Origin of the sequence: Bacillus sp. Marseille-P3661 (assembly GCF_900240995.1) — a bacterium.
GTDB lineage: Bacteria > Bacillota > Bacilli > Bacillales > Bacillaceae_J > OESV01.
Genome location: NZ_LT965954.1, coordinates 690,908 through 714,639 on the forward strand (window position 1 = coordinate 690,908; position 23,732 = coordinate 714,639).

Here is a 23,732-nt window from a genome sequence, read left to right on the forward strand (position 1 = left end):
GATTCTTCATTCATGAAAAAATACGTAATAGGATTAGATGTTGGTACAACTAGTACAAAAGCAGTTGTTTTTGATAAAACAGGTAATGTGATCTCAGAATGCGAAAGTGAGTACCCATTAACCCATCCAAAACCATCTTGGGCCGAACAAGATGCACACCAAATAGAACTAGCTGCTATTACTGCAATTAAAACTGCAATTACTAAAGCAGCGATAACAAAGGAAGAATTAATTGCTGTAGGAATATCCTCTGCTATGCATTCGATTATTTGTGTAGATCGAAATAATAAACCGCTGTCCCCATCCATTACCTGGGCTGATGGTCGAAGTACTGCACAAGCACAAGCCCTAAAAGGAAACAATATCGGTTTACCTATTTATTTAAAAACCGGAACACCTATTCATCCAATGTCACCGCTATTAAAATTAATTTGGATGAAAGAAACGAATTACGAGCCTTACTTAAATGCATATAAATTTATTTCTATTAAGGAGTATTTAATAGCTAGTTGGTTTGGGGAATATGTTGTTGATTATTCAGTCGCTGCAGCTACAGGCATGTTGGACATTTTTACGCGTGACTGGAATTCAGACGCTTTAGAACAAGCAGGTATTTCAGTAGAGCAGCTTTCTAAAGTTGTACCGGCACACTATACAATGCAAGGTATGAACAAACAAATCGCTGATCAAATGGGAATACCTGTTAACCTACCTTTTGTAATCGGTGGAAGTGATGGTCCATTAGCCAATTTAGGAATTGGCGCTATAAATAAAGGCGAAGTAGCAATCACAATTGGAACTAGTGGAGCAATCCGCCAAATGACAAATAAACCAAAAACAGATGAAGAACAAGAGGTATTTTGTTATTCATTTACGGATGATCTTTGGATTATGGGAGGGCCTACCAATAATGGCGGCATTGTATTGCGCTGGATAAAAGAAACACTTGGTCAGCACGAGGTCGGTTTAGCGCAGTCACAAGGTTTAAATGCCTATGATTTATTAACTACTATTGCTGAAAAAATACCTGTCGGTTCTAATGGATTACTATTCATGCCACATCTAAATGGAGAACGTGCACCATTCTGGGATGCCAAAGCAAAAGGAGCGTATATTGGTTTAACATCATCACATCAACGTGATCATATGATTCGCGCTGGACTTGAGGGTGTTATTTTTAGCATTTTTCACATCGGTGAGGCTCTTGAAAGACTAGCAGGTGAACCATCGAAAATTTACGCAAGTGGTGGGTTCGCACGATCATCATTATGGTTACAAATTTTATGTGATGTTTTCGGCAAAGAAGTACACGTGCCAGAGTCTCATCAAAGCTCCGCTTGGGGTGCTGCTTGGATTGCGTTATGTAGTGTTGGTGAATCCAGTTCTTTAATTGACATTAAAGATCATATTCCGATGAAAATGTCACTGGTTCCTAAAGAGGAGAACCATCGCAAGTACGCTGAGCTTTACAACGTTTATCGAAGTTTATACCAATCATTACGGGCAAGTTTCGTAGAACTGCATCGCATCCAAAATCAATAACCAAATAACCAATATAATGAATAAGGAAAAGCCGGTTTTGTCAGAATCAGTGACGGGTTCTGACAAAACCGGCTTTTCCTTCTATTCCTGTCAGAATCGAGGGCGAGTTCTGACTCGATTTAGACTTTTTCTCCTTTTCCTGTCAGAATTGAGGGCGGGTTCTGACTCGTTTCAGGCTTTTTCTCCTTTTCCTGTCAGAATCGAGGGCGGGTTCTGACTCGTTTCAGGCTTTTTCTCCTTTTCCTGTCAGAATCCAGCTACCTTTCTGACTCGTTTGCAGCTTTTTCTCCTTTTCCTGTCAGAATTGAGGGCGGGTTCTGACTCGTTTGCAGCTTTTTCTCCTTTTCCTGTCAGAATCGAGGGCGGGTTCTGACTCGATTTAGACTTTTTCTCCTTTTCCTGTCAGAATCGAGGACGGGTTCTGACTCGTTTCATGCTTTTTCTCCTTTTCCTGTCAGAATCGAGGGCGGGTTCTGACTCGTTTTAGGCTTTTTCTCCTTTTCCTGTCAGAATTGAGGGCGGGTTCTGACTCAATTCAGGCTTTTTCTCCTTTTCCTGTCAGAATCGAGGGCGGGTTCTGACTCGTTTCAGGCTTTTTCTCCTTTTCCTGTCAGAATCGAGGGCGGGTTCTGACTCGTTTGCAGCTTTTTCTCCTTTTCCTGTCAGAATTGAGGGCGGGTTCTGACTCGTTTCAGGCTTTTTCTCCTTTTCCTGTCAGAATTGAGGGCGGGTTCTGACTCGTTTCAGGCTTTTTCTCCTTTTCCTGTCAGAATCAGTGACGGGTTCTGACTCGATTTCTGCTTTTCCTTCTATCCCTGTCAGAATCCAGCTACCTTTCTGACTGTATTTCTGCTTTTCCCTCCTCTTCCTGTCAGAATCTTAATTTCATTCCGACTCAAAGACGTCAAATCCTCTGTAAATACGGACAAGTGCCCTCTACTTTTCCGTTTTCCGATTTTATTAACCTTTAATATGATCAGAATATTGCTTTAATGCCTGCAGGCTAGATATATCTTCAGGAAAAAGTGGTATATGCATAATTCGCTGTTTCGAAAATATTTTTTCAATCATTTGTAAATATTCATGCTCTTGTGCTCTTCTTTTATTTAAAAAAGTACCATCTGCTTCTTCCGGTAATACCTTATTTATTATTAACCCATCCACATTAATACTATATTGGTTTAATTGATACAATGCCTTCTCTGTTTCAAGAATTGGAAGTCTTTCTGGAATTAGTACAAAATAATAGCCTGTCTTATTTTGGTTTAATAAAAGTTCCCTCACTTCTACAAATTTTTTTCGACGTTTCTGGAGCATCTCATAAATTGGATCCTCGACTGGTTCGCCATCATTTAGTAGCTGTGAGTAATTTTGGTTAATTTTCTTCCTCCTATTCACCATCCCATCTATCCAAGCTCCCATTAGTTCAGGTAAAGATAGCAAGCGGATAGTATGTCCAGTTGGGGCCGTATCAAAAATAATAAAATCAAAATTTGCTCGTTCTGTTAGCACAATTGAACATATACGATCAAAAATCGCTGCTTCCTCAGCACCAGGAGTTGCAACTGCCATGTCAATTTGACGATATGCTTCCGTCAGTAAAGTTGACTTGACCATTCCCTTTAAATTTCCTTTAACCTCATCAATATATGTTTTGGTTTCTATTGAAGGGTCAATTTCTAAAGCCCAAAGCCGCTCTTCAATCTTTTTCACTTCTCCACCAATACTTGTGTGGAAAATGTCGCCAACGTTATGTGCAGGGTCTGTTGAAATAAGCAGTGTTCTTTTTCCACTTGCAGCAGCACGCCATGCAATAGCTGCTGCAGATGTTGATTTACCAACACCACCTTTGCCTCCTATAAATACTATTTGTTTATCCCATATTGCAGCCAATCCACATTCCTCCATTTTAACAGCACCGAACTCCGTCTAGTGGTGATTTTTCCATTCCCATTCTAATATGCCATTGATGAAATCTCTCAATAATATAAGGGTAAAGTTCCAAAGTATAATAAAAAGCAGGATTTGGAATTCCTAACATTTCGGAATAGCAAAGAAATAAAAACACGTCCTCCTCGTCACGGAGTTCCCGGACTACTTCCGCTCGATGAGGCAAGCTGATCATTTCATCGTATAATTTGATTAGTTTCTTTAAAGATAGCTTTTTTTCAACCAAATCTTCATCACCTTTTCATATTTCTAAAAGCACTAGTTTAATTGAAAAATGCAAATCTTGTCCGATGGCGCAAACGAAAAATTTATCTTAACTTAACAAACATCTAAACATGTAATTCGAAAGACTTCAAGAATAAAAGGCATGTAAGATCAGATCCTCACATGCCTTAATAACCATTACAATGTCCGATCAATATTATTATTTTTTTTAGTTAAAGCAGCCACCGCTTCAATGAAAATCCAGAATGTAAACCCTAAAATAATCGCACCAAATACAAACAGCAACATATTTCCGTCTGTAGTACCCCAACCAGACCAATCAAGAAAGACTTGTTGAGCCATTGCCCAAACCGTCATAAACATCAGGAATGCCATTGGAATTAATGTCACCAAATAGTTCCGACCTTGATTTTTCAACCACATCGTAATGAGTAATAGTGTTATACCCGCTAAAAGTTGGTTTGATGTACCAAATAACGGCCATAATAGATATCCCCCTGAGCCAAAACCATTTGGACCTTCTGGTAATAACACTAGCGCTGCGCTCGACACAACTGCGATTGTTGTGGCTACATGTGTTTTAGTTAATGATTGTATGTTGTACTCACTACCTAATTCTGCAATAATGTACCGCATTAAACGAACTGATGTATCTAGTGTGGTTGCCGCAAAGCTGACAACAATAACAGCTACAATTGTAGATGCAATATCAGCTGGAATACCAATACCTGTAGCAAGTTGCCCAGCACCTCCAATAAATGCCCCTAGTCCGCCGCCGCTAGCTGCTGCAAAACTGCTATATTTCGCGGTAAATTCATCCACTGAAGGGAAAAAGGTAACGACTGCAATAATTGCGATTAAGGCCAGTGCACCTTCTCCAACAGCCCCTAAATATCCTACAAACTTAGCATCTGTTTCTTTATCTAATTGCTTGGATGAAGTTCCTGATGATACTAGACCGTGGAAACCTGAAATAGCACCACACGCAATTGTTATAAACAAAAGAGGAAACCATGATACATCGGCACCTGGATTCGTCATCGGTGCTGTAACTTCTGGATTTGAAAATAATAAGCCTAAATATAAAATAGCTAAGCCAACCACCAATTGATGGGAATTTATATAATCTCTCGGTTGTAATAACTTCCAAACCGGTAGTACTGATGCAATATAAACATAGATCATTAAAATAATAATCCAAACAAAAAATGCCATTGACACTCCATTTAAACCAAATGCAACAATTTGGTCTGGACCACCAAAATAGTTAACTAAATCAATTTGCAAGGCAGGTACCCTGCTTGCGATAATTGCCGCACCATACATAACTGCAAGCGCTATCAAGGATGGAAGTAACATATTTCCGCTTTTCCTATGGACTTTATAACCAATCCAAACGGCTAACGGAATTTGTATAAATACTGATAAAACTGCTGAAGGATTTGAAACAAATAGATTTGAAATAACCCAAGCAAAAACTGCATTAACCATTAAAACCAAAATTAAAATAATAAATAAAAACAATATTTTGCCACGTTTTCCAATAAACTTATTCGCAATCGTCCCAATGGATTGCCCCTTATTTCGTACAGATAAAACAAGCGCACCAAAATCATGAACACCAGCAGCAAAGACGGTTCCTAAAACTACCCAAAGGACAGCAGGCAGCCAACCCCAGTACACCGCTATCGCAGGTCCTACAATAGGTGCCGCACCTGCAACAGATGTAAAGTGATGTCCCCATAATACTAGTTTATTAGTTGGAACAAAATCGACTCCATCCTCGAATTGATGTGCAGGTGTTTTGTAATTCGGATCTAAACGGTATATCTTTTCCGCTACAAATTTTGCATAATACATGTAACCTAAAAAGAAAACGACCATACCAATAACCGCTAACAAAATACCATACATGATAACGCCTCCCTTTCAATGAATTTCTGTAGTAGGTTCTTTGCCAATTGCAGTTTAAATAGATTATTGCCTACTAAAATCTTATTCAACATTTCGTTTATTATGAACAATTGCCCCTTATACTTCAATTTAAATACAACAAATGTTATGTTTTTTATTTTGCCAATAATACTTTTGTAAATAGTTAATAGTTTCATATAAAGGAATATAATAATTTTGTATTTTATGAGTAAGCTAGTATAAGTCATCTCTAATATCACATGGTCACTGTTTATTCATCGTTGAGAGATGCTGATTTATATAATAAAACCTAGTATGGAGGTGGTTATTTTATTTAATAAAAATAACCTTTACTTATAGCAGTTCTCTATAACTTTAACCATTCTAAAAATTCATACAAAGGAATGAACCGAATGATTGGATTATTCGTAATTTTAATATTAGTGTTATTTTTACCTTTTTCCGTAAAACAGGTCGAGCATAACTTAGAAATTTTCCTATTTATTATGGGGTCTTCTGCTGCTGCTATTAGCGGAACAATGAATAGCTATTTAATTGAAAAAGCACTGTTTGACCCAATAAATATTACAATCGCTGTGTTAGTGGCTGGACTACTTACAAAATGGCTCCATGTTCCTCTTACAGCATCCATACTATCGTTAAGCAGAGCATTAACAGCTCGGTTCTTTCTAGCTTTAGTGGTTATCCTTTTGGGACTTGCATCAAGTATTATCACAGCAATTATTGCCGCTATAATTCTAGTTATTATCGTGAATGTACTTCCCTTAGAACGGCAATCTGAAATTCGTTTCACTATCCTAGCATGTTTCTCAATTGGACTAGGGGCAGCGTTAACACCGATTGGGGAACCCCTATCTACGATTACCGTTAGTAAATTAAATGAGGACTTCTTTTATTTAATAAGGTTAATTGGTCCGGAGGTAATCTCAGCTGTTACTATGTTCGGAGCACTGACCTTCATTTTTGTAAAGCCGCATCGAGATTCAACTAGTTTATCTTCTGGACAAAGTACAGAAAGCTATAATGAAATTATTATAAGATCAGCAAAAATCTACTTATTTGTTATGGGATTAACCTTCTTAGGTCATGGATTTGAGCCGCTAATTAATAAATATATTATCAACCTAGACCCGATGCTATTGTATTGGATTAATATGATTTCAGCTATTTTAGATAACGCCACTCTTGCTGCTGCAGAAATTAGTCCGGCAATGGATCCAGAAACTATACGTGCTGTCTTGCTTGGTCTTATTATTAGCGGTGGTATGCTTATTCCAGGAAACATTCCAAATATTATTGCAGCTGGTAAATTGAACATTACAAGTAAGGAATGGGCAAGTTTCGGTGTACCAGTTGGACTGCTTACGATGGCTGTTTATTTTATTGTATTGTTTATCTAAAAGCTTTTTTCACCCTCGTTTTTATTTGCCCTTAGAAGTCAAAAAAATGCACAAGCAGTCTATAACCGCTTGTGCATATACTTTATCAGCTTGTTTGCATACTTTTTAGTTTTAAGAATTGTAAGACTTTCTGAACAGATTCTTCTCCCTGATCAATGCAGTCAGGTACGCCTAATCCTTCATACGAAGCACCGGCTAAATAAACACCCGGTAAATGTGTGGTCATTTTTTCTTTAATAGTTTGAAGTCTTTGCTTATGACCTACAGTATACTGTGGCATTGAATCTTTCCATCTACTAATAATTGAAAACTCTGGTTTTGAAGTGATATTCATTATTTTATTTAGATCATTTAATACAGCATCGATGATTTCGTCATCTGAGCGATAAACAATTTCTTCATCTCCAGCTTTTCCTACATAGCAGCGAAGAATCACTTTTCCCTTTGGTGTTGAATGCGGCCACTTTTTATGTGTCCACGTACAAGCAGTAATCGCATAGCCGCTATCTCGTGATACAACAAAGCCTGTTCCATCTATATCTTTTTTTATGACTTCCTCAGGAAATACCATTGCTACAGTGGCTACAGAAGTAGAAGGTACATCTTTTAATGGTTCAAAGAATGAATAATGAGAGAAAACTTCTGCTGTTTGTTGATGTGGTGTACAAACAACCACGCTGTCTGCCACCATTTCCTCACCATTAGACAATTGAAGTACATATAAATCCCCATTACGAGTTATATTTTCAACTCGTATATTTTTCTTTACAGAACCAGGTTGTAACTTTTCTTCCACTGCATGAACAATTGATTCTAATCCAGTCGTCGGAGTTAAAAACATCCCTTTCGACTTTTTCTTTGTTTTTTCCTGGGACTTAGGAGTTTTTGGCGTTGCACTTTTCATTCCAAGCATTAAACTTCTTGATTTTTGCTCGACTTCATAGAATTGTGGAAAGGTAGCCATTAAGCTCATTTGATCGATATCGCCAGCATATATTCCCGAAAGGAGTGGCTCAATTAAATGATCAACTACTTCATCACCCAATCTTCTTCGGAAAAACTTACCCAATGACTGATCTCCACTTTTATTTGAACGGGGAATGAAGAGATCAGCACCAGCACGTATTTTCCCAATAGGACTAAATAAACCTGACAATGCAAATGGCGCTATTTTTGTAGGAATCCCCATAATAGCTCCACCGGGCATAGGATGGAGTTTATCTTTTACTAAAACATAAGATTTACCCGCACTGTTAGCTACGAGCTTATCCTTTAATCCTACCTCTTCAACAAGTCTGGAAGCACTTAATTTACGTGCTAAAAATGAATCTGGTCCCTTTTCAATTACATAACCGTTTTCAGTATATGTTTCAATTTTTCCACCTAAACGATTAGATCCTTCTATTAATAACGTTTCAAGTGGTAAAGAATTTACACGTGTTTCTTTTTGTAAGTAGTAGGTTGCTGCAAGGCCAGTAATTCCACCACCAATTACAACAACTCTTTTGTTTTGTTGACTCACTTTATTCGCCTACTTCTTGGAGTTTTTGAATAACTACATTACTTAGCGCTTGAATAAACTTTGGATGTATATTCGGCATAGGTGGGCGGTAATAGTTGCCACCAATTTCTTTTGTAACGACTTTGCATTCAAAATCATTATCATATAGGACTTCTAAATGATCGGATACAAACCCTACTGGTGCATATACAAAGCTCGTAAAGCCTTTTTGCTTATGTAGATCTCTTGTAAGATCTTGAACATCTGGTCCCAGCCATGGCTCAGGTGTATTCCCGGCACTTTGCCAGCCTATTTCATAATTTTTTATATCTGTTTGTTCCACTATTAACTTTGCTGTTTCTTCTAGTTGCTGCGGATATGGGTCACCCATTCCGATAATTTTTTCAGGGAGACTGTGTGCAGAAACAATTAATACCGCATTGGTTCTTTCAGTTTCCGACATGCTATCAAAGATATTTTTAATATTCTCTGACCAATAATCAATAAATAATGGTTCTTTATACCATGATTCGATTGAATAGATCGTTGGACCACCAATTTTCTCAGACTCTTCAACAGCCCGTCCATTATATGATTTAATACTGAACGTTGAAAAATGTGGGGCAAGCACAATACTAATTGCTTCCTCTATTCCATCATTTTTCATTGCATGAATAGCATCCTCAACAAACGGCTCAATATGTTTGAGTCCCAAATATAACTCAAATTCAACATCAGGAACTTCTTTATTAAGATTAGCTTGTAAGGCTTCTGCCTGCTGCTTAGTTATTTTAGCTAATGGTGAAATTCCACCAATCGCATCATAACGTCTTCGTAAATCTTCTATCATTTCCGGTGATGGCTTACGGCCATGGCGGATATGTGTATAATACCGTTCTAAATCCTCTTCCTTGTACGGCGTACCATAGGCCATTACAAGCAAGCCGATTTTTCGTTTTGTCATTATTTCACCTCATCAAGTCGATTCATGTTTCTATTTAGGCTCTTAATTTTTCAGCTGAGTATTCATGTATAAATTTCGTAAGTTTCTGTAAAGTTTCTACTTTCACATCAGGAAATACACCATGACCTAAATTAAAAATGTAGCCAGGTTGTTTCATACCTTGATCCAAAATCGCTTTTGCACGCTCCTCAATTACTTCCCAAGGAGCTAATAAAATGGCTGGGTCAAGATTACCTTGCACTGTTTTCGATATTCCAAGCTTCCTCGCTTCATCAATTTGCATACGCCAGTCAAGGCCTACAACATCGAGCGGTAAATCGTGCCATTCTTGTGCTAAATGACTTGCTCCAACTCCAAACATAATTAATGGAACGTTCTTTTCACGAAGCTCTGTAAAAATATGATTCATTATTGGTTTAATAAACAGGCGATAGTCTGCAACATTTAACGCCCCTACCCATGAATCAAAAATTTGAACAGCTTTCGCGCCTGCATCAATTTGTGATTTTACGTAAGTAATTGTCATAGTTCCAAGCTTGTCCATTAATTTAAACCAAGCCTCGGGCTGTGAATACATAAATGCTTTTGTTTTATTATAATTTTTAGAAGGACCGCCTTCAATCATGTAACTTGCAAGTGTAAATGGTGCTCCTGCGAATCCAATTAAAGGGACGGATAATTGCTCATTTACTAATAACTTAATAGTATCGAGAACATATGGTACATCACTTTCCGGATCTATTTCCCCTAGTTTCTCAACGTCTTCCATTGAACGAATTGGATTTGAAATTACAGGACCAATTCCTGATTTAATATCTACATCCACACCAATTGATGGCAATGGTGACATAATATCTTTATACAAAATAGCGGCATCTACATCATATTGCTCCACTGGCAATCTTGTAACATATGCGCAAAGCTCCGGCTGATGTGTTATTTCAAATAGAGAATATTTCTCTTTTAGTTTTCTATATTCAGGTTGTGACCGCCCCGCTTGCCTCATATACCAACAGGGTACGTAATCAGTTTTCTCGCCTCTTGCTGCTTTTAATAATGTGTCATTAAATTTCTGGTTATTCATTACTATCCAACACCTTTCTGTAAACACATCTATCATTATGTTTATACTTTTTCAATACATGTTCCTTGCGGCTCATTTATACAATACAATATCAACTATAATCTAAATAATTATTTTATGTATATACACATTGGTAAACTGTCATAAATTTGACGATATCTTCAACGTTTTTCAGCATAAAAACAAGAACATTCCATCTCCGTTATTGTTAGGTTTCTAACATCTTTTCATTCTATGTTATCATATATAACTTTTGTTTCCTTAGTTTCTTCAACTATTAACCATTTCTATTCAAAATATCCTCGTGAAAACTTGATCTAATCCTGAAAAAACTGCAGGGATCACTTTATGAAATATAGGAGTAATTGTATATTGATCTAATGGTGTGATCACTAAAATCAAAAAAATTAATATCCCGTAATTTTCATACTTGGTAAGTACAACTCTAATTTTCGGTGGGGCAAGATCTTCAACCATGCGATAGCCATCCAAAGGTGGAAAAGGTAATAAATTAAACATAAATAATATCAGGTTTAATAAAATGAATAAGTTGAAAAACTGGTATAATGTATCAACAACATTAGCAGGTAGATTAGTTAGTATGAAATCACTAGAGAGTAATGAGTACCATAAGAAAAAACCTACTAAGACAAGTATAAAATTACTTAATGGCCCTGCCAATGAAACCAATATTCCCATTAAGCGTGGTCGTTTGAAATATGCCCGGTTAACTGGTACCGGCCTTGCCCATCCAAACCCAGCAATAAAGATCATAATAGTTCCGAAAATGTCTAAATGTGCTAATGGTGAGAGCGTTAACCGACCTTGCTTTTGGGCTGTTGGATCACCAAAACGATACGCAACATAGGCATGTGCAAACTCATGTACTGAAAATGCAATTGCCAGCACAAGTATTAATAAAGGAATATCTTTTAAAGGAAAGGCTAAAAATTGTTCCATAATATCGCATCCTATTTCGTAGTAATTTCAATTTTATATACATAAAACAACCCCCTATCCCTTTAAGATAGTGGGGTATTAAAGTAAAAGCCTCATCCGATAAGCATACATTGCTGTTTCTCCTAAATGATCTAGCAAATGATAATTAGCATATGCCCCAACAACTGCACCAATTCCTGGAAGCAATTGAAACAACTTCACAAGGTCTATATAATCGCGATATTCTTGCTGAAATAATCGCCAATCAATATCATCGATATTCTCAAGGTTTTGATCCCAATTCTCAACTGTTCTAAAGATGTTCCTTCGATGATCATCCGAAGAAAAAGCTAACTGAAAGATATATAATATATAAACGCGCTCTTTATATTCATTTATATCAAAACCATACAGTGTCGCAGTATCAAACAAAAACTTCATCTTTATACTTAATAATAATGGAAAATCGGCAATCCCCAGAAAAATACCGCCTGCACCTGTACCTGCCCCTTCGATCGCAGCTGTTCGCTTGTACGTATTCAACTTGATCCTTACTTTATCTTCAATTAATTCTAATGAAGAATCGGTTGACATTTTCTTATTAGTTGTAATATTTGACCCTATCAAGGTTGCTTCTACCATTTTTTTTATACTTTCTGTCATTAAAACATGAATTTTAGTCGGGATTATTTGATTGATTTTAGTTTGGGCACGTTTTGACAGCCGGTTAATTAAAGGTGATTTTTTCATCATATCTAATTTCCAACTCGCTAACTCTTTTCTAGCTTTTACCTCATAATTTACCATAAGTAATCTTCCTTTAGAACATTAATATAAAGAGCATAATCACTACCCACTCGGAGTATTGCAAAGACGCACGGTATTAAATGTTGTTATTAAGTAGTCACTTTATTATTTATATATGTATAAACAAAGATGTATGAAAATAAAATTCCTACACCAAACCCTAAAAAGGCTAACATTATGTCTCCACTAATTAATAAAACTAAAGCAAACAGTAAACTTTTTACAAGTAAAAGTTGAAATAGCATAGTTAGAAAGTTACGCTTTCTAATTTGTTCCGAAATAGGATAAAGATCTACCCATATTTTCATCGTATGATGTCTAAATAAAGAAAGTAATTGAAAACCGGATAGGTAAGTAAATAATATAACTAACGCAATTTTAACATACCCTAACGGCAAGAAGTAAAGCAGAATACCTCCAATAATTAGCAATCTCACATAAATTCCTAAGTAATCACTAGAACGAGTAAATGTTCGATAATATAGGAATAAAAAGGCTGACCGTTGCTCAAACGGAATTTTACTTGTAATCCAGTTTAGCCATGCTCTTCTTTTTACTCGATCTTTTAATTTTGGAACATCTGTAAACATATTTGCTATTCGATAAAAAGTCATCATTCTCTGTGATTCTATATCAATTAATGACTCCCATTTCAACCCTTTATTTTTGGTCGCATGATAAAAGTAAAACATTAATCCAACCATTATTATCAATAGAACTAGTGCGAAATAATAAGGAGCTCCACTAAATAGAAAATAAGTTAATAATATATTTATGGCCATTCGCAGAACTTGATCTGTAAATTTTGTTCGAAAATCAGTGTAAAATTGATTATACCATTTAAGCATAATGTTAATAGCTTTAACTATTAATAATACAAAGGTTATTACTAATAATTTTGAAAAAGTAGAACCTTGTTGATGAAGATACAACGGAGTTAGCACAGCAATCACTAAAATTAGTAAATAGCATTGAACCAGATAACTCACGCTTATTGATTTTCTAAGGTAGGGTTTCAACTTTGTTTCAATTGGAAGTAAGAAAACCAAATCTGCCTCTTTCAAAAATGTTTGAATTGGACTTTGAGTCAATACAAATCCGACGATAATGGCTATAACCCATGCAGCTGGAAATGCTTGTGGTAATGTTTCAAGCCATTGCTGATAATAAAAGGCGCCCCCACCTACAGCAAATAAAATAACGAACTTAAAATGATCATTAAAAATAAGCTTTAAGTATCGCTGTGTATCCTTGACGAATAACTGAAATCTTTTTTTCCAGAGATCCATGACATCTATCATAATTCTTCCCTCGTCAATTGAAGATATAGATCATCTAACGAAGCTGCCTTCATATCAAACTGTTGCCGTAGTTCATGCATCGTGCCTTTGGCTCTAACTTGCCCTTCATGGAGTATTACAAAACGATCACAGTAACGTTCTGCAGTTGACAGGATATGTGTTGACATTAATATTCCTGCTCCGTTTTTCTTTGACTTTTCCATGATATCTAGAAACGATTGTATTCCGACAGGATCGAGCCCAACAAACGGTTCATCTACAATATATAATGAAGGCTGTACAAGAAAAGCACACATGATCATAACCTTTTGACGCATGCCTTTTGAAAAATGTACAGGAAACCATTTCAATCGCTTTTCCATTCTAAATTCCTTAAGTAAGGGATTTAACCTATCATCAAAAGTACCTTTCTCCAGGCCATAAGCCATAGCTGTTAATTCTAAATGTTCATACAACGTAAGCTCATCATATAAAATAGGTGTCTCAGGAATATATGTAAATTGTTTTCGGTAGCCATCAGGATCATTAGAAAAAGTTTTTTCGTTTATACTTACATTGCCTGATTTTGCTTCCATCAAACCAATAATATGTTTAATTGTTGTACTTTTACCGGCCCCATTTAAACCGATCAGCGCTACAATTTCTCCTGGCTGAACATCGAACGAAACATTATTTATTACAGGTTTGTTTGTATAGCCTCCTGTAAGCTCATTAATTTCAAGTAATTTGGACATTTCCATTTTCCTTTCTGACAATAGAACTGTTATCCTTCTTTACTATATTAACAAATTTTTCATGCGCAAAACACCTTTCATGGTCGACACATTTCCCACATCCCTTATAACCCCTTAGGTTTATCTAGTCGAAATGCTTGTGTTAACAATTACTAAAAAAGTGTGTATACGATTCTCTAATAGTGGTTATCATAACTCTTGAAGAGGGGAGTTACAAAGTAAACAGCAGTCATTTTTGAGGGAGATGATGACAGTGAACAATCTAAATGAGGATTCAGTAGCGTCATTTTAAACCGAAATGAGGTGTCTGTAAAAGACCACTTAGCTGCTTTATACGTTGCGTAAAAACAAACTTTTTCCTTGAGGTGGGGTGTCTGTGATCGGTATTTAACTGACTTAGAGGCCAGTACCATTGGAAATGAGGTGTCTGTAAAAGACCACTTACTGTTTTAGAAGCAACTAGTAAGCCTCTTCTCTTCGAAGCAGGGTGTCAATCGGGCACCCTGTTTTTTTATGTGAATTAAAAAAAGCATACTACGTAACAGATTACTTTGAATGACTAGACATACGAAAAGCCCTTAGAATATTTTCTATAAAAAAAGTTGCATAGTGTCCTTTGCAAATGGTTATTATAATTATTGAAGAGGGGAGTTACAAAGTAAACAGCCGTCATTTTTAAGGGAGATGATGACAGTGAACAATCTAAATGAGGATTCAGTAGCGTCATTTTAAACCGAAATGAGGTGTCTCGAAAAGACCACTTAGCTGCTTTATATGTTGCATAAAAAACAAACTTTTCCTTGAGGTGGGGTGTCTGTGATCGGTATTTAACTGACTTAGAGGCCAGTACCATTGGAAATGAGGTGTCTGTAAAAGACCACTTACTGTTTTAGAAGCAACTAGTAAGCCTCTTCTCTTCGGGAGCAGGGTGTCAATCGGGCACCCTGTTTTTTTGTTTAGATTCTAAGCGCTTTCGCTTTTCGGATTTCCCTTTAGGTTTAAATCTTGTATAATGGGAACTAGGTAAATATTACAAATGGAAAGGTTGATACAGATGGCTGATTGTATATTTTGTAAGATCGTTGCTGGCGAAATTCCGTCTGCCAAAGTGTATGAAGATGAGCATGTCTTAGCTTTTTTAGACATATCTCAAGTTACAAAAGGACATACACTAGTGATACCAAAGAAGCACAATGAAAATTTATATGATCTTTCAACTGAAACTGCTCAACAACTATTCGCTGCAGTTCCTAAAATTACGAATGCAATTAAAGATCAATTAAATCCAGAAGGTCTAAACCTCGTTAGCAATACCGGCGAAAAAGCAGGACAAACAGTTTTTCATTTACATCTTCATTTAATCCCGAGATACGGTGAAGGTGATGGATTTGGGGCAGTATGGAAATCGAATACTAGCGACTACACAAAAGAGGACTTACAAAACATTGCTGCATCTATTTCAGCAGGGATTAAATAGCCATACATAACATATTGTGATTCTTATTAAATTAAACAAACTAGAAACGCACGCCATTTTGCGTGCCATTTTTTAAGTATTTTTCTTTTAATTTTTCAAAATTTTTTTGGTATTTCTTAATCAAAACATGGTAGGATAATAGCATAATTGTACTGTTTTTGTATTAAACTTTTTATTTCAAAGTAGCAAAAAACTTTAGTAGGAGGCAAAAAAATGAAACGCGCATACAATTTTAATGCAGGTCCATCTGCATTACCATTTGAAGTTTTACAAAAAGCTCAAGCAGAATTATTGGATTTTAAAGGTTCTGGAATGTCAGTAATGGAATTAAGTCATCGCAGCAAAGAATATGATGCAGTACATGAAGAAGCACAGTCACTTCTTCGAGAATTGTTAAATATCCCGGAAAATTATGATGTATTGTTTTTACAAGGTGGTGCCAGTTTACAATTTTCTATGATTCCGATGAACTTCTTAGGGAAAGACCAAGCGGCAAACTATGTATTAACAGGTTCATGGTCTGATAAGGCCTTAAAGGAAGCAAAAAAGGTTGGACAAACCCATATTGCAGCAAGCACAAAGGAAGCGAAATATAACTCTATTCCAAGTGTAGAAGATATCGAATTAAGTGAAAATCCTGGTTATTTACATATTACTTCGAATAATACAATATATGGAACACAATGGGCTGAATTCCCTAAATTAAATAACGTGGACCTTATCGGTGACATGTCTAGTGATATTTTAAGTCGAAAGTTTAATGTTGAAGACTTTTCACTTATCTATGCTGGAGCTCAGAAGAATTTAGGACCATCAGGCGTTACCGTTGTTATTCTAAAAAAAGATCTACTCTCTCGTATACCTGAAAATCTTCCAACAATGTTAGATTATCGCACACATGTTGATTCAAACTCTTTATATAATACACCGCCAACTTTTGGAATTTATATGCTGTCCCTTGTACTACAATGGGCTAAGGATCTCGGTGGCTTAGATAAAATTGAAGCAATAAATAAGGAAAAAGCCTCATTGTTATACAATGCAATCGAAGAAAGTGATGGTTTTTATAAAGCGCATGCGTTACCAGGTAGTCGCTCAAATATGAACGTTACATTCACTTTACCTAGTGACGAACTAACAAAAGATTTTCTTGCTGGTGCTAAAGAAGCTGGCTTTGTAGGATTAGCTGGACATCGATCAGTTGGTGGTTGCCGAGCATCTATTTACAATGCAGTACCATTAGAATCTTGTGAAGCCTTACGTGATTACATGAATTCTTTCAAAGCAAATAATTAAATTAAATTTTCAAAACTATTCATTATAACTCTTTTAATATAATAAGATTTTTGTTAATATATTATATATAATTTTTGCAATAGGTCATAAGGACACTATTGAAAAATTAAAAAAAGTGTAGATTAGTAGAGGAGAGATGAGAAATGAATACAAAAGTACTTGTATCTTTAGCGATGTTAGTTGGGATTGGTGCAGTTTTACATGCTGTTGTCCCCCCTGTTTTTTTAGGAATGAAGCCTGATATGTTACTTACAATGATGTTTTTAGGAATAATTTTATTCCCGGAAAAGAAAAATGTTATTGTATTAGCACTTGCAACTGGTATTGTATCTGCTTTAACAACTGGTTTCCCAGGTGGTCAGGTGGCAAACATGATTGATAAACCAATCACTGCATTTTTATTTTTTGCATTATTTTTAGCTGTTAGAAAAGTAAATCAATCAGTGGTTTCAGCCAGCATTCTTACTGCTATCGGTACAATTATTAGTGGGTCAGTGTTTCTAGGATCAGCACTCGTATTATTCGGACTTCCAGGCGGCGCTTCTTTTGCGGCTTTATTTACAGCAGTTGTATTACCAGCAACCGTTGTAAATACTATTGCTATGGTTATTATTTACCCAATTGTACAGGCGATTCTTAAGCGCAGTAAAATCGCGGTCCCGCAACAATAACAGAACAAAAGCACCTATAAAGGTGCTTTTGTTTTTTTTACATATTCAAAAAATGCCGTTATAATATAAGTATATTAATTTGGAGGGTGATAACTATGTCTAAAGGAAAATCTCTATTAGCCGGAATTCTCGTAGGTGGGGTTGCAGCAACGATCACTACACTATTAGTGTCGCCAAAAAGCGGCCACGAATGGAGAGAAACAATTAAGTTAAATAGTTCTAAGGTAAAAGATGCTGTAAACGCTTTAAAATTAGAATCATCATCCATAAAAGAACAAGTCGTTAACTCTTCAAAAGAAAGTGCGCTCATTCTCAAAGACTTTTCTAACGACGTAAAAACTTCAGTATCCGCTTGGAGAAAAGATATTGAACCTAACCAAGCAAGAATTAACGATGAATTAAAAAATATTGAAGAGTCATTCCGGAAGTTAGAAAGTTTAACCAATAAGGAATAAAAAAAAGGCTATTTTACAGGCTTTTTATCATTATATCAATAAATTTTCACAATAATTTAATCAATTTTCTGAATTTAGGCAAAAAATACTCTTTATATTTAGTTAATTTATTGGCATAATAGAAGAATAATATTATTAGATTTCTAGAATAATCATTTTAAGAAAAGTTGGTGAACAATATGAGCCTTGAGGATCGTCCATACCCGATGAAAGACGCAATAATTTTCAGTCAAAAAATTGGACAGTTAAGTAAAGCACTATGGAAATCAATTGAAAAGGATTGGCAAAACTGGATTAAGCCTTACGACCTTAATATTAATGAGCACCATATTCTCTGGATAGCATACCATTTAAAAGGCGCTTCCATTTCTGAAATTGCTAAGTTCGGGGTAATGCATGTATCAACTGCTTTCAATTTCTCGAAGAAATTGGAAGAAAGAGGTTTCTTAACATTCTCGAAAAAAGAGGATGATAAAAGAAATACGTATGTAGAGCTTACAGAGCAAGGCGAGGAAATACTGCTTAAAACAATGGAAACTTATGATCCTGAGCAATACGGAGCACACAATGCTGCAAATCCATTGCGTGAACTATATGGAAAATTTCCAGAGATGACCGAGTTTATGTGTATTATCCGCAATATCTATGGCGATGATTTTATGCAAATTTTTGAAAAATCTTTTAATAATATTAACGAAGATTTTGTGGAAGACAACGGAAAGTTGATTAAAAAGGATCCAGCAAAACTACAAACTGAACAGAAAGAACCAGTAAGTAGTTAATGCTCTTCCCTGACGTCGTTTAATGATTTTCTTAATTCCATCATTAAGGGCAGATAAAGTTTTTGACCAATTAATGCATCGATCATCTCTTCTGCAGAAATTTTATGATTAAGTAAACCAACAAACTTGGTGAGGAGCGGGATAAAGTGGACAAACCCCTCCTCTTTTTGTTGTTCATATAAACAATTCAGTTCTTCACAAAGTTTAAATATATCGTCCACTTCGTCCTCTGTCAAATCTTTATTTATTACAATTTCATAAACAGGAAACTGGCTACCTCTTAACATTTTAAGTAACAGTTTTTGATGGTATTCAACCTTCTTCAAGCGCTCTTCTAATTCCATTTAACGTTCTTCCTCACTTTTTTATACTTGCTATAACGTTTTCATTTTTAACCTATTACACAACTTTCCAATTCATTAAAATTTCACTAATAATTTATCTTAAAAACCTATTGATTTTTAATGAAAAACATAATAAAGTATTTGAAGTATCTTAAGCAATTGCATTATTTTAATCAATGTGTTTTCGACATAATATGCGATTTTATCCTATAATATTATTAATATCGAGGTGGTTTACGTGATTTGTTGGAAAACAATTAATCTATCACGTGACTTTGGTAATCATCGTCTTATATCTATTTCAATTATTATTATGTTTTTATCTTTTATTATTATGTACGTACCTTTAAGTATTATAAACGAAAATATTCACTTAAACGATAATGGTTTACCGTTATTTCTTATCGGTTTATTCATAATGATACCCGTTCATATTATTTGTCATGCTATACCTGCTTGGATTACGTCAAAAAAAACTAAGATTAGACTTTCATTTGGATTTATGTTCATGCCTACATTTCAAATTCAATATTTAGATTCTATGGGCAAATTTATTAAAGTCCTTTCGATTTTATCACCGACACTTTTCATAACGGTACCTTTAGTATCTGCAAGTATTCTTTTCCCTGTTTATATGCATTACCTTCTTATACTTGCTGCTTATAATATCGGACTATCGTTAACTGATTATATTTATTTAAAGCATCTTATAAAGGCACCAAAAAAATGTCAAATTGATCAAACTAATGACACCTTTGATATTTTAATTCATAGAGCACAGTAGCACTCAATTTTTGGGTGCTTTTTTTAATGCAATTTCACATGAGTTTTATCCAAAACTAAACCGGATCCCTATTGTATTAATAATTAATAATTCTTCTACATTTTTTTTGTTATTGTTAATAAAATATAGTAGAATGAAATAATAAACATTGATAATGGAACTCATTCTAATACTCTACTATATCTTTACCTAAGGAGGAATCTCAATTTTATGATTTCCTTGTTCATTGTATTTGCGATTTTCTTCTTGTATCTAATCAATTCAATGACTAATTCATTGTGCATGAAAAAAGAGATTCCTGAAGATCGCCAGCCAAAAGTATTTAGAACGATAAATGTTTTAATAACAATATTATTAGTATCATCCTATGTAGAAATTTTGTATACATAACGAAAATGAAAGTCAAAATTTACCCGTTACCCATTGCATTGGTAGCGGGTAAATTTTTTACGGATATACTCTATAGCAAGTTAGCCTGACGTATTGTGCAAAGTATTTATTTCAAGATGGCTCTGTTTGTTTTAAAGCCATTTTATCGTTTTTATTTTAATCATTTTAAGAAGTATGTTATAGTAATTGTTGTGTTTAACAATTATGAAAATTATAGGAGTGTCATTATGATGATGAAAAAGTGGTTATTATCTGCAACTGCTGCAGTTGCAATTTTTGGACTAGCTGCGTGTAGTACAGCTGAAGAGGAAGTTATCGTAGAAACATCAGCCGGAGATATTACGGAGGATCAATTGTATCAAAAACTTAAGGACCAGTATGGAGAAATGGTTATTTATGAAATGGTTCTTACGAAAGTATTAGAAGATAAATACAGTGTTACCGATGAAGAGGTTAATAAAGAATTAGAAAAACTAAAAGAACAATACGGGGATCAATTTGAATTCTTCCTATCCTCAAATGGAGTTAAAGATGAGGAAGCTTTTAAAGATACTCTAAAACTTCAACTTATTCAGGATAAAGCTCTTGCTACTTATATAGAAATTCCTGAAGAAGATATTAAAGCACGTTACGACGAAATGAAACCAGAAATTAAAGCAAGTCATATTCTTATAAAAGATGAGACGCTTGCCAAAGAGGTTCTACAAAGAGTAAATAATGGCGAGGATTTTGCTGAGTTAGCAAAAGAATACTCTGAGGATCCCGGTTCAGGTGCAGCAGGTGGCGATTTAGGGTATTTTGGACCTGGCATGATGACTCCTCCATTTGAAGAAGCTGCATATGCATTAGACGTAAATGAAGTAAGTGACCTTGTTAAATCTGATTTTGGCTATCATATTATTAAAGTTACTGATCGTAAAGAATTAGAGCCGTATGAGGAAAAGAAGGACGATATACGTAAAGAGTTAATACAAGCAAAAGTACAGGAAGATCCGACAGCTGTTCAAGAAAAGATCAAAAGTGAATTAAAAGAAGCGGATATTAAAGTAAATGATAAAGAGCTAAGTGGAATCTTTGATTTTATTACAGCTGAAACTCCTGCCGAGACAACTGAGGAAACAAAGGAAACAGAAAAAGCTGAAGAATCTTCTGAAAAAGAAGAAAGTAAATAAGGTAACCTCGGTTATTTCTCTTATGATATGTTGCTAAATTATTGGCGTTACAGAACATTGTTAATTCTGTAACGCCAAATTTTAATTCATCATTTGTCTTCTTCGTTCCCTTTCACTTTCCATTCTTTGTATATAGATTTCTCCCTCTTTTTCGATAAAGCTTTGATCAATCTCTTCTTCTTCTTTTGAGGATTTAACCATCATGTATGCACTAAATATTATTCCTGCAAAAACAAGATAAATCCACCATGGTAAACTTTCCATCTGTATGAATCACTCCTTTAAACTTCCCGTAAAATTCTAAGACAAGCTCTTATTATAAAATATGATACGTTTTGCAAATTATACCTATATCTTCTTTCAACTACTTTTCGTCTTATAAATAATAATTATCGTTAGGAATGCGTTATAATGAATCTATCCACATAAATAAATTGCAACACTTACATATTCTAATTTTGGAGGAATTTGATGTCATCGCAATCTTATTTTTATGATTTTATACCCGTCCAAATTAACATCTCGAATGAAGACCGAAATAAAGTTATTAAAGAATTTCCACCTCCTGTTTGGGCAGAAGGAACTGAGACTTTCAATATTGAGCTAGAACAACACGGCAATGATGTACAAGCTCAGTTTCTATTAAATGAATATACCGTTGAAAAAACAAAAACTAATAAGCATTATTTAAAATTAAAGCTTAGTAACAATATCGGGGCTGTCAGCGCAAAAATATGGGATAACAATGGATCCGTAGAAAAATTCACTGAGCTACTAGAGGAGTATTATTTATTTGATGTTTTGGGTAAAGTCGAGGATTATAAAGGTTTTAAATCGATTACAATCAACCAACTTACACCATGTGATAATAAGGTTAATCCTAATTCATTGATTGCCTGTACAGAACAAAATATTGAAGAATTAACTGTAGAGTTATTCAGCTATATTTTAGAGCTTCAATCGCCTTTTAAAGAAATCTCTTTAGCAGCAATGAGCAAGTTTTGGGATCAATTTAAAATCAGACCCGCAGCTAAAGGATTTCACCATAACTATTTAGGTGGATTGTTAAAACATACTGTAGGTTTAATGAGGTTTGCCAGATATATAGTTTCCATAGAAGACAATCATTTTCAAGCTGTTTTAAAGCTCATCCATAGGGTTGAAAAAGCACATAAAGATGAGCTATGGGCTGATTTACAATCTTCAGCACCGGGTAATAATTCACGTTCCCTAGTTTGGAAAGATACAATAGACCATCTATATACAATGTTTTATGGCATGTTCAAACATAAAGGTGTGAAACCTAATTATGACTTGTTAATGGTTAGTATTCTTTTTCATGACATCGGTAAACTTCTTGAATACCATCACGCAGGTAAACAATTTGAAGAGTTTAAATTTTTATTCCCTACGGCTGACCATTCATCGCTTGAGCAGAGAAAACCAACAGGCATTACAATGGATGAACTTGGCGTTATGGTAGGACATATTCCGTACGGAGTGCTGCTGCTTTCTAAAATCATAGAAACTGAAAATATTAAAATATCCTTAGAAGATATTCATCATATGCACCATTGTATTCTGTGCCACCATGGCCTGCCTGAATGGGGCTCATGTGTAAAAAACCCACAAACACTTGAAGGGTACCTTATTCACATTGTTGACTATTTAGATAGCAGATATGAAAATACAGAAACTATTAAATAAGAATAAAAGGCGTGAGCGCCCGGCTTAGCCCCGGGCGGGCAAGCATCGGCTAAAACCGCGACATCCTGTCGCAACGCCGATACTAGCACCTCCTGTGGCAACGCCGGCATTAACACCTCCTGTGCGTCTTTGACCCCGAGGGGCTGGGCGCTGAAGCTAGATTACACTACTGTTATCTAAGTTATGCCACATCATTTGCCATTTTATAAATTCCTAAGCCGCTAGAAAAGCGCAAGCGCCCATGAACCGTAAAATGGGCGCTTGTGTCAATA

General features: G+C 35.4%; 23 protein-coding genes. 11 read left to right on the forward strand and 12 right to left on the reverse strand.

Going from position 1 to position 23,732, the window contains the following annotated elements:
• Positions 1-12: 12 nt before the first annotated feature.
• A complete protein-coding gene (locus tag C1724_RS14485; RefSeq protein ID WP_102347439.1) occupies positions 13-1,542 on the forward strand; it encodes a gluconokinase in 1,530 nt (509 codons plus the stop codon).
• Positions 1,543-2,502: 960 nt separating this feature from the next.
• Here the strand turns inward: C1724_RS14485 and C1724_RS14490 are convergent.
• From C1724_RS14490 to C1724_RS14500, 3 genes are all read right to left on the reverse strand, one after another.
• Positions 2,503-3,435, reverse strand: a complete 933-nt coding sequence (locus C1724_RS14490; protein WP_258000403.1) for an ArsA family ATPase — start codon at positions 3,433-3,435, stop codon at positions 2,503-2,505.
• 16 nt (positions 3,436-3,451) lie between these two features.
• Complete coding sequence (locus tag C1724_RS14495; protein WP_308410503.1) at positions 3,452-3,718, reverse strand: cory-CC-star protein; 267 nt, start codon at positions 3,716-3,718, stop codon at positions 3,452-3,454.
• Between the two features lie 176 nt (positions 3,719-3,894).
• The gene (locus C1724_RS14500) at positions 3,895-5,631 is read right to left on the reverse strand and encodes a carbon starvation CstA family protein (RefSeq protein WP_102347441.1); all 1,737 of its coding nucleotides are present in this window, start codon (positions 5,629-5,631) and stop codon (positions 3,895-3,897) included.
• A gap of 413 nt (positions 5,632-6,044) precedes the next feature.
• On the opposite strand from C1724_RS14500, the gene C1724_RS14510 reads away from it, so the two are divergent.
• Positions 6,045-7,052 carry a DUF1646 family protein gene (locus C1724_RS14510; RefSeq protein ID WP_102347443.1) on the forward strand — a complete coding sequence of 336 codons (1,008 nt, stop codon included), beginning with the start codon at positions 6,045-6,047 and terminating at the stop codon, positions 7,050-7,052.
• Between the two features lie 85 nt (positions 7,053-7,137).
• On the opposite strand, the gene hemY is transcribed toward C1724_RS14510, so the two are convergent.
• From hemY to C1724_RS14545, 7 genes are all read right to left on the reverse strand, one after another.
• Positions 7,138-8,574 carry a protoporphyrinogen oxidase gene (gene hemY / locus C1724_RS14515; protein WP_102347444.1) on the reverse strand — a complete coding sequence of 479 codons (1,437 nt, stop codon included), beginning with the start codon at positions 8,572-8,574 and terminating at the stop codon, positions 7,138-7,140.
• Position 8,575: 1 nt separating this feature from the next.
• Positions 8,576-9,517: a ferrochelatase gene (hemH, locus tag C1724_RS14520; RefSeq protein ID WP_102347445.1), complete on the reverse strand. Its 942-nt coding sequence runs from the start codon at positions 9,515-9,517 to the stop codon at positions 8,576-8,578.
• 34 nt (positions 9,518-9,551) lie between these two features.
• Positions 9,552-10,601 (reverse strand): uroporphyrinogen decarboxylase, encoded by a 1,050-nt coding sequence (gene hemE / locus C1724_RS14525; RefSeq protein ID WP_102347446.1) that lies wholly within the window; start codon positions 10,599-10,601, stop codon positions 9,552-9,554.
• Positions 10,602-10,892: 291 nt separating this feature from the next.
• Positions 10,893-11,561 (reverse strand): site-2 protease family protein, encoded by a 669-nt coding sequence (locus C1724_RS14530; protein WP_102347447.1) that lies wholly within the window; start codon positions 11,559-11,561, stop codon positions 10,893-10,895.
• A 78-nt stretch (positions 11,562-11,639) separates the two neighbouring features.
• Entirely contained in the window at positions 11,640-12,347 is a 708-nt protein-coding gene (locus C1724_RS14535; protein WP_102347448.1) for an EcsC family protein, read from the reverse strand.
• An 89-nt stretch (positions 12,348-12,436) separates the two neighbouring features.
• On the reverse strand, positions 12,437-13,648 hold the full coding sequence (locus C1724_RS14540) for an ABC transporter permease (protein ID WP_102347449.1): 1,212 nt from the start codon (positions 13,646-13,648) through the stop codon (positions 12,437-12,439).
• Positions 13,645-14,382 (reverse strand): ABC transporter ATP-binding protein, encoded by a 738-nt coding sequence (locus C1724_RS14545; RefSeq protein WP_102347450.1) that lies wholly within the window; start codon positions 14,380-14,382, stop codon positions 13,645-13,647. Before C1724_RS14545 ends, C1724_RS14540 begins: the two co-directional genes overlap by 4 nt.
• A gap of 1,054 nt (positions 14,383-15,436) precedes the next feature.
• On the opposite strand from C1724_RS14545, the gene C1724_RS14550 reads away from it, so the two are divergent.
• The 5 genes from C1724_RS14550 to C1724_RS14570 all read left to right on the forward strand — a co-directional run bounded on the left by C1724_RS14550 (position 15,437) and on the right by C1724_RS14570 (position 19,063).
• Positions 15,437-15,859, forward strand: coding sequence for an HIT family protein (locus tag C1724_RS14550; RefSeq protein ID WP_102347451.1), 423 nt, complete (start codon positions 15,437-15,439; stop codon positions 15,857-15,859).
• Between the two features lie 213 nt (positions 15,860-16,072).
• On the forward strand, positions 16,073-17,155 hold the full coding sequence (serC, locus tag C1724_RS14555; protein ID WP_102347452.1) for a 3-phosphoserine/phosphohydroxythreonine transaminase: 1,083 nt from the start codon (positions 16,073-16,075) through the stop codon (positions 17,153-17,155).
• A 143-nt stretch (positions 17,156-17,298) separates the two neighbouring features.
• Complete coding sequence (locus tag C1724_RS14560; protein WP_102347453.1) at positions 17,299-17,826, forward strand: tryptophan transporter; 528 nt, start codon at positions 17,299-17,301, stop codon at positions 17,824-17,826.
• Positions 17,827-17,921: 95 nt separating this feature from the next.
• A complete protein-coding gene (locus C1724_RS14565) occupies positions 17,922-18,281 on the forward strand; it encodes a YtxH domain-containing protein (RefSeq protein ID WP_102347454.1) in 360 nt (119 codons plus the stop codon).
• Between the two features lie 179 nt (positions 18,282-18,460).
• The gene (locus tag C1724_RS14570) at positions 18,461-19,063 is read left to right on the forward strand and encodes an HTH-type transcriptional regulator Hpr (RefSeq protein WP_102347455.1); all 603 of its coding nucleotides are present in this window, start codon (positions 18,461-18,463) and stop codon (positions 19,061-19,063) included.
• Here C1724_RS14570 and C1724_RS14575 read toward each other — a convergent pair.
• Positions 19,060-19,407 carry a DUF1878 family protein gene (locus tag C1724_RS14575; protein ID WP_102347456.1) on the reverse strand — a complete coding sequence of 116 codons (348 nt, stop codon included), beginning with the start codon at positions 19,405-19,407 and terminating at the stop codon, positions 19,060-19,062. The genes C1724_RS14570 and C1724_RS14575 overlap by 4 nt on opposite strands.
• A 238-nt stretch (positions 19,408-19,645) precedes the next feature.
• Between C1724_RS14575 and C1724_RS14580 the strand changes: the two genes are divergently transcribed.
• From C1724_RS14580 to C1724_RS14590, 3 genes are all read left to right on the forward strand, one after another.
• Entirely contained in the window at positions 19,646-20,191 is a 546-nt protein-coding gene (locus tag C1724_RS14580; RefSeq protein WP_102347457.1) for a DUF3267 domain-containing protein, read from the forward strand.
• A 210-nt stretch (positions 20,192-20,401) separates the two neighbouring features.
• Positions 20,402-20,581: a hypothetical protein gene (locus tag C1724_RS14585; protein WP_102347458.1), complete on the forward strand. Its 180-nt coding sequence runs from the start codon at positions 20,402-20,404 to the stop codon at positions 20,579-20,581.
• Between the two features lie 227 nt (positions 20,582-20,808).
• Positions 20,809-21,753 carry a peptidylprolyl isomerase gene (locus C1724_RS14590; RefSeq protein ID WP_258000405.1) on the forward strand — a complete coding sequence of 315 codons (945 nt, stop codon included), beginning with the start codon at positions 20,809-20,811 and terminating at the stop codon, positions 21,751-21,753.
• Between the two features lie 81 nt (positions 21,754-21,834).
• Here C1724_RS14590 and C1724_RS14595 read toward each other — a convergent pair whose 3' ends face one another.
• Complete coding sequence (locus tag C1724_RS14595) at positions 21,835-22,017, reverse strand: sporulation YhaL family protein (protein ID WP_102347459.1); 183 nt, start codon at positions 22,015-22,017, stop codon at positions 21,835-21,837.
• 207 nt (positions 22,018-22,224) lie between these two features.
• Here C1724_RS14595 and C1724_RS14600 point away from each other — a divergent pair, with 207 nt between their 5' ends.
• A complete protein-coding gene (locus C1724_RS14600; RefSeq protein WP_142386553.1) occupies positions 22,225-23,460 on the forward strand; it encodes an HD domain-containing protein in 1,236 nt (411 codons plus the stop codon).
• Positions 23,461-23,732 lie beyond the last annotated feature (272 nt).